Genomic DNA, 6502 nt, shown 5'->3' on the forward strand with positions numbered 1-6502 from the left:
GAGAAGGCATGACGTTCGACAGCCTCAACCCCGTCGACGGCACGCTCGTCTCGACGTTCCCGGTGATGGGGGAGGCGGAAGTGCGCCGGGTCGTCGGGGCGGCGCGCGAGGCCACCACCTGGTGGCGGGGGCTCGGCTTCGATGGCCGCGCCCAGCGCCTGGCCGCATGGCGCCGTGACATCTGGCACCGCGTCGACGAGATCGCCGAGCTGATCCACCGCGAGAACGGCAAGCCGGTCGAGGACGCCGTCCTCGAGGTCGTGCTGACGGTCGAGCATCTCCACTGGGCCGAGAAGAACGCCGCCAAGGTGCTCCGCACCCAGAAGGTGAACCCCGGCCCGCTCTTCGCGAACTACTCCGCCCGGGTCGGCTACGACCCGCTCGGGGTGGTGGGCGTCATCGGCCCCTGGAACTACCCGCTCTACTCACCGAACAGCGCCGTCGCCTTCGCGCTGGCCGTCGGCAACACGGTGGTGCTGAAGCCGAGCGAGTTCACCCCGGCCGTGAGCCAGTGGTACGTCGACGCGTTCGCCGCAGCGAACCCGGACGCCCCCGACGGTGTCCTGACGCTGGTCACCGGACTCGGCGAGACCGGCGCGGCGCTGTGCAAGGCCGGCGTCGACAAGATCGGCTTCACCGGTTCGACCGCGACGGGCAGGCGGGTGATGGCGCAGTGCGCCGAGACGCTGACGCCCGTCGTCCTCGAGTGCGGCGGCAAGGACCCGGTGGTCGTCGCCGAGGACGCCGACCTCAAGGCCGCGGCTCGCGCCGTGGCGTGGGGCGCCTTCGCGAACTCCGGCCAGACCTGCGTGGGCGTCGAGCGCGTGTACGTCGTCGAGGAGGTCGCCGACGAGTTCCAGGCCCTCCTGCTCGACCAGCTCGACGGCGTCCGCTCCGGCCAGGACGACAGGGCCAACTACGGCCCGATGACCATGCCCTCCCAGGTCGACGTCGTACGACGGCACGTGGCCGACGCGGTCGAGCGAGGCGCGACCTTCCTCAAGGGTGGACCCGCCTCGATCGGGCAGCGGTTCATCGAGCCGATCGTCATGGCCGACCTGCCCGAGGACGCCCTCGCCGTACGCGAGGAGACCTTCGGCCCGACCGTGACCCTGACCCGCGTCGCCGACGTGGACGAGGCGATCAAGTTCGCCAACGACCACGACTACGCGCTCAGCGCCTCGGTCTTCTCCCGCTCACGCGGTGACGAGATCGCCGATCAGCTGCGGGCCGGCCAGGTCAGCATCAACGCGGTGATCGCGTTCGCCGGCATGGGTGCCGTGCCGATGGGTGGCGTGGGCGCGAGCGGCTTCGGCCGGGTCCATGGTGCGGACGGCCTGCGCGAGTTCGCCCAGACGCGCGGCGTCGTACGCCAGAAGTTCGGCCTGCCGGGCTTCGAGCTGATCGCGATCAAGCGGGCCCGGCACGTCCTGCCGGTGATGCGGAAGGTCCTCAGCGTCCGGCACGGGCTCTGAGGACCATCGGCACCAGGTGGTCGCGGGCGAAGTCGCCCAGCTGTGCCGGGGTGTCGAGCTCGATCAGGGCACGGGGCGTCAGCAGGTAGGAGTGCACGACGCGCACGAGCAGCTCGGCGCTGGCCTCCATGTCGTCGGTGGAGTCCAGCAGGCCGTCCTCGACTGCTTCGTTGAAGAAGCCGAGCGTCGCGACGACCGCGCCGGTGACGAGCCGGCTGCCCTCGGTGGTGAGCTGCATGAGCACCGTCTCCGGCTCGACCTGGAGCATCCGGGCGAGCATCGCGTGGCCCCGGACCTGCTGCATCATCGCGGTGAAGCCGAGCTCGACCCGCTCCTCGATCGTGGTGCCGGTGCGAGCGGTCGTGGACACCTCCGTGAAGAGCCGCGTGGCCTCGCGGGTGACGACGGCCTGGATGACCTGCTCCTTGTTGCCGATCCGTCGGTAGACCGTGACCCGGTCGATCCCGGCACGCCGCGCGATGTCGCCGATGGTCGTGCGCTTCACGCCGAACTCGGCGCACAGCGAGAGTGCGGCGTCGAGAATCGCGTGCACCTCGGGCGCCATCTCAGGGGCATGGTCGTCGTCGGTCATGGGGGGAGCATACGAAAGCAGCATTGCAACAACAAGTGTTGCTTTGTTACAGTCACGGTCTCGTCGATCCTGGAGGCAAGACCATGGCAAGGCAATCGAGCAGGAAGCCGCCCCGCGCGTACCGGAGCGAAGCGCTGGCGATCAACGCCCGCGACGTGTCCTTCGACTGGACGGGCGTGCCGACCGAGTACATCCCCGGCCACCCCTACGCCACGCACTTCTGGAACGTCATGCACCTGGTGCTGCCCGAGGGTGAGCGCGCCATGGCCGACGTCCTGGGCCGCGCGCTGCCGCTGATCGACGACCCCCGCCTGACCGAGGAGCTCCAGGGCTTCATCGGCCAGGAGGAGACGCACGCCAGCTCGCACGAGTCGTTCCGGATCCACCTGGAGGAGAACGGCGTCGACATCCCGAAGATCATGAAGCTGATGGAGTTCCTGATGGACCAGGTCTTCGGGGACCACGGCCTGACGGGCCGGGCCGGCGAGGCCTGGTTCCACGAGCGGCTCGGCCTCTACGCCGCCGCGGAGCACTTCACCGCGACCATCGGTGAGTGGCTGCTCGACAACGAGGAGTTCGACAGGCTCGGCGTCGACCCGACGATGCTCGACCTGCTGCGCTGGCACGGAGCGGAGGAGATGGAGCACCGCAACGTCGCCTACGACGTCTACCAGTACGTCGACGGCAGCTACGCCCGTCGCGTCCGCACCGCGTTCCTCGCCTCCGGCGGCCTGCTGGCGCTGTGGCTCTACACGTCGAGCTGGCTGTACGCCAACGATCCGACGGTCACCAGGCACCGCTGGACCTGGCCGGTCGAGTTCGTGAAGGACACCCGCAAGGGCCTGATGCCCGGCATCCAGTTCATCGTCAAGGAGATCCCGCAGTACCTCCGACCGGGTTTCCACCCCTCGCAGATGGGCCCGATCGACAAGGCTGTCCGCTATCTCGCGGTGTCCCCGGCGGCGCGAGCATGAGCACCGCCGCGCCGTCACTGAAGCTGCGCGCGCTGGCCAGGGGAGCGCAGGCGTACTCGACTGTGTTCGCGGCCAGCGCCGCGGCGCCGTACCTCTCGCGCTCCGCCCCGGTACGGATGACCGGTTTCGACATGGACCTGGTCGTTGCCTCCGTCACGACCGTTGTCGAGGACGTCATCAGCTTCGAGCTGCGCAACCCCGACGGCTCGGACCTGCCCGCCTGGGTGCCCGGCGCCCACCTCGACGTCTTCCTGCCTTCGGGCGCGCAGCGGCAGTACTCCCTGTGCGGTGACCCTGCGGACCTCGGCAGCTACCGGATCGCCGTACGACGGATCGACAAGGACAAGGGCGGTGGTGGCGGTTCGCTCGCCCTGCACGACGAGGTCGCCCAGGGCGACACGATCACGGTGCGCGGACCACGCAACGCGTTCACGTTCATCGATGCCGAGTCGTACCTCTTCATCGCCGGTGGCATCGGCATCACGCCGATCCTGCCGATGGTGCGTGAGGCCTCGCGCCGCGGCAAGGACTGGAAGCTGGTCTACGTCGGCCGTTCGCTCGCCACGATGCCCTTCGTCGACGAGCTGCAGGCGTTCGAGGGCGGCCAGCTCGTACTGCGTCCCGACGACGAGTACGGCGTCCCGGACGTCGCCGAGCTGCTGGGCCACGCCGGGCAGGGGGCCGCGATCTACGTCTGCGGTCCTCCGCAGCTGATCGACGCCGCGCGCGTCCTCCAACCGACGCTCAACCCGACCGGCTCGCTGCACAGCGAGCGGTTCTCCGCCCCTGCCGTCGTGGGCGGCCGCGCGTTCGATGTCCACCTGTCCCGCACGGGCGTGACCGTGGAGGTGGCCGCCGACGAGTCCGCCCTGGCCGCCATCCGTCGCGAGGTACCGGGCGTGCGCTACTCCTGCCAGCAGGGTTTCTGCGGCAGCTGCAAGCACGCCGTCATCGAGGGCGCGGTCGAGCACCGCGACCACAAGCTGCGGGCCGAGGAGCGCGAGGACTCGATGTTGATCTGTGTCTCGCGCGCCGCCGGCGACAGCCTGACCCTGGATCTCTGATGCGAAGGAAGCGAGACGTCGTGGCACTCCCACACGTGAGGGTCGCGATCATCGGCGCCGGCTTCGGCGGCCTCGGTACGGCGATCCGCCTCAAGCAGACCGGCATCGAGGACTTCGTCGTGCTCGAGCGCGCGGACGAGGTGGGCGGCACCTGGCAGGTCAACAACTACCCGGGAGCCCAGTGCGACGTGCCGTCGCTGATCTACTCGTTCTCGTTCGCGCCGAACCCGGACTGGAGCCGGCTCTACCCGTTGCAGGCGGAGCTCAAGGACTACCTGCACCAGTGCGCGGAGGACTTCGAGGTCCTGCCGCACATCCGTTTCGGCACCGAGGTGACCGACGCGTCCTGGGACGACACGGAGCAGTTGTGGCGCATCACGACGAGCGACGGTGACCTGACGGCCACCGTCGTGGTCGGCGCGATCGGCCCGTTCAGTGCGCCGTCGACGCCGGACCTCCCGGGTCTGGACACGTTCGAGGGCACGGTCTTCCACTCGCAGGGCTGGGACCACGACCACGACCTGACCGGTGAGCGCGTCGGCGTCATCGGTACGGGCGCCTCCGCGGTGCAGTTCATCCCGCGGGTCCAGCGCGTGGCCGGTCACCTGACCGTCTTCCAGCGCACGCCCACGTGGATCCTGCCGCACCCCGACCGGAAGGTCGGCGCGGCCACCCGCGCGCTCTACCGGCGCGTCCCCGGCGCCCAGGCAGCCGCCCGCAAGGCGTGGGAGCTGTCCTTCGAGGCACTCGTGCCCGGCTTCATCAGCGAGCCCAGGCTGCAGAAGCCGCTCGAACTGATGGCCCGCGGGCTGCTCAGGAAGCAGGTCAGGGATCCCGAGCTGCGCGCTCGTCTCACGCCGTCGTACGCCGTGGGCTGCAAGCGCCCGACGTTCTCCAACAAGTACTACCCGGCGCTCACGGCCGACAACGCGACCGTGGTCTCCGACGGCATCGTCGAGGTGACCCCGCGCGGCATCGTCACGGCGGACGGCGTGGAGCACGAGCTCGACACGATCATCTTCGGCACCGGCTTCAAGATGACCGACCACCCGGGTTTCGACGTCGTGCACGGCCGCGACGGTTCGAGCATCGGGGACGTGTGGCGGGCAGGGGAGATGGCGGCCTACCTCGGCACCTCGCTCCACAACTTCCCGAACTTCTTCATGATCCTGGGGCCCAACTCGGGCGTCTACACGTCGGCGGTGATCACGATCGAGAACCAGGTCCACTACATCGTCGAGGCGTTGCGCCAGATGGAGGAGCGCGACCTCGCGACCCTCGAGGTCACCGCCGAAGCGCAGCAGGACTTCTTCGAGTGGGCCAACGAAGGGTTGGCGAAGTCGGTGTTCATCACCGGCGGCTGCCACAGCTACTACCTCAGCCCGACCGGCAGGAACTTCACCCACTTCCCGGGCTTCTCGGCCACGTTCAAGAGCCGCACCAGCACGGTCGACCTCGACCACTACGCCGTCCGCCGATCCGCCGGAGCCAGGGAGATGTCCGCATGAGCACGTCGTACGACGTCCGCGACAAGGTCGTCCTGATCACCGGCGCCGGGCAGGGGATCGGCCTGGCCCTCGCGCGCCGGCTCCACAACCAGGGCGCACACGTCGCGCTGGTGGACGTCAATGAGCAGGGCCTCAAGGCTGCCGCGAAGGCGCTCGGCGACACCCGGGTGTTCACGGCCACCGCCGACGTCACGGACCGGGCCGCCATGGCCGAGGTGGTGGCGCGGGTCATCGACCACCACGGCCGCCTCGACGTCGTCGTCGCGAACGCCGGGGTCACCCCGCCGCCGGCGACGATCCGGACGATGGACCTCGCCGACTACGACCGCGTGGTCGCGATCAACCAGACGGGCGTGCTGAACACCGTGCAGCCGGCACTCGATGCCGTCATCGCCGTGAGGGGACACGTGGTCGTCGTGGCCTCGTGCGCCGCGTTCTCGCCGGGCATCGGGGGAGTCGCCTACATGTCGAGCAAGGCCGCGGCGGAGCAGATCGGCCGCGCCCTCAAGCTGGAGCTGGCACCGCACGGCGCCAGCGCCGGCGTGGCCTACTTCGGCTTCGTGGACACCCCGCTGGCCACCGCGACCCTCGACGACGACCCGCTGGGCCGCAAGCTCGACGAACTGCTCGGCTGGCCACTGAACCATCGCATCTCGGCAGACGACGCGGCCGACTCGATCGCGCGCGGCATCGCCCAGCGCTCCGGTACGACGATCGCTCCGGTGCGCTGGCTGCCGTACTCGCTCTTCCGTGGCGTGCTCAACGCCGGCGCGGACCGCGTCCTGGCCCGCGACAAGCGGGTGCACGAGATGATCCGGGACCTCGAGTCCCGTGCGGAGTCCGGTCAGTGATCGTCGGCGTTCTCAAGCTGCTCGGGCCCAGCCTGACC

The 6502-nt window shown here is 69.7% G+C and carries 6 protein-coding genes; 5 read left to right on the forward strand and 1 reads right to left on the reverse strand.

Annotated features, from left to right (window positions below):
- The first annotated feature begins 8 nt into the window (after positions 1–8).
- The gene (locus ACOADB_RS19495; protein WP_378602264.1) at positions 9–1475 is read left to right on the forward strand and encodes an aldehyde dehydrogenase family protein; all 1467 of its coding nucleotides are present in this window, start codon (positions 9–11) and stop codon (positions 1473–1475) included.
- Here the strand turns inward: ACOADB_RS19495 and ACOADB_RS19500 are convergent.
- Positions 1453–2067 carry a TetR/AcrR family transcriptional regulator gene (locus ACOADB_RS19500; RefSeq protein WP_378602249.1) on the reverse strand — a complete coding sequence of 205 codons (615 nt, stop codon included), beginning with the start codon at positions 2065–2067 and terminating at the stop codon, positions 1453–1455. The two genes, ACOADB_RS19495 and ACOADB_RS19500, sit on opposite strands and share 23 nt — an antisense overlap.
- 83 nt (positions 2068–2150) lie before the next feature.
- Between ACOADB_RS19500 and ACOADB_RS19505 the strand changes: the two genes are divergently transcribed.
- The 4 genes from ACOADB_RS19505 to ACOADB_RS19520 are packed head-to-tail and all read left to right on the forward strand — an operon-like array spanning position 2151 to position 6464.
- Positions 2151–3041 carry a metal-dependent hydrolase gene (locus ACOADB_RS19505; protein ID WP_378602252.1) on the forward strand — a complete coding sequence of 297 codons (891 nt, stop codon included), beginning with the start codon at positions 2151–2153 and terminating at the stop codon, positions 3039–3041.
- Positions 3038–4105 (forward strand): PDR/VanB family oxidoreductase, encoded by a 1068-nt coding sequence (locus ACOADB_RS19510; protein WP_378602255.1) that lies wholly within the window; start codon positions 3038–3040, stop codon positions 4103–4105. Before ACOADB_RS19505 ends, ACOADB_RS19510 begins: the two co-directional genes overlap by 4 nt.
- Before the next feature lie 20 nt (positions 4106–4125).
- Positions 4126–5613 (forward strand): flavin-containing monooxygenase, encoded by a 1488-nt coding sequence (locus tag ACOADB_RS19515; protein WP_378602258.1) that lies wholly within the window; start codon positions 4126–4128, stop codon positions 5611–5613.
- Positions 5610–6464 (forward strand): short-chain dehydrogenase/reductase, encoded by an 855-nt coding sequence (locus tag ACOADB_RS19520; protein WP_378602261.1) that lies wholly within the window; start codon positions 5610–5612, stop codon positions 6462–6464. The genes ACOADB_RS19515 and ACOADB_RS19520 overlap by 4 nt, the downstream gene beginning before the upstream one ends.
- The last annotated feature ends 38 nt before the right edge of the window (positions 6465–6502 follow it).

This window comes from Nocardioides sp. CPCC 206348 (assembly GCF_048654705.1).
Classification (GTDB): Bacteria; Actinomycetota; Actinomycetes; order Propionibacteriales; family Nocardioidaceae; genus Nocardioides.

Excerpts from the sequence above, each read along its gene's own strand:
- ACOADB_RS19495 (WP_378602264.1), top strand. The coding sequence starts at position 9 with ATGACGTTCGACAGCCTCAACCCCGTCGACGGCACGCTCGTCTCGACG.
- ACOADB_RS19500 (WP_378602249.1), bottom strand. The coding sequence starts at position 2,067 with ATGACCGACGACGACCATGCCCCTGAGATGGCGCCCGAGGTGCACGCG.
- ACOADB_RS19505 (WP_378602252.1), top strand. The coding sequence starts at position 2,151 with ATGGCAAGGCAATCGAGCAGGAAGCCGCCCCGCGCGTACCGGAGCGAA.
- ACOADB_RS19510 (WP_378602255.1), top strand. The coding sequence starts at position 3,038 with ATGAGCACCGCCGCGCCGTCACTGAAGCTGCGCGCGCTGGCCAGGGGA.
- ACOADB_RS19520 (WP_378602261.1), top strand. The coding sequence starts at position 5,610 with ATGAGCACGTCGTACGACGTCCGCGACAAGGTCGTCCTGATCACCGGC.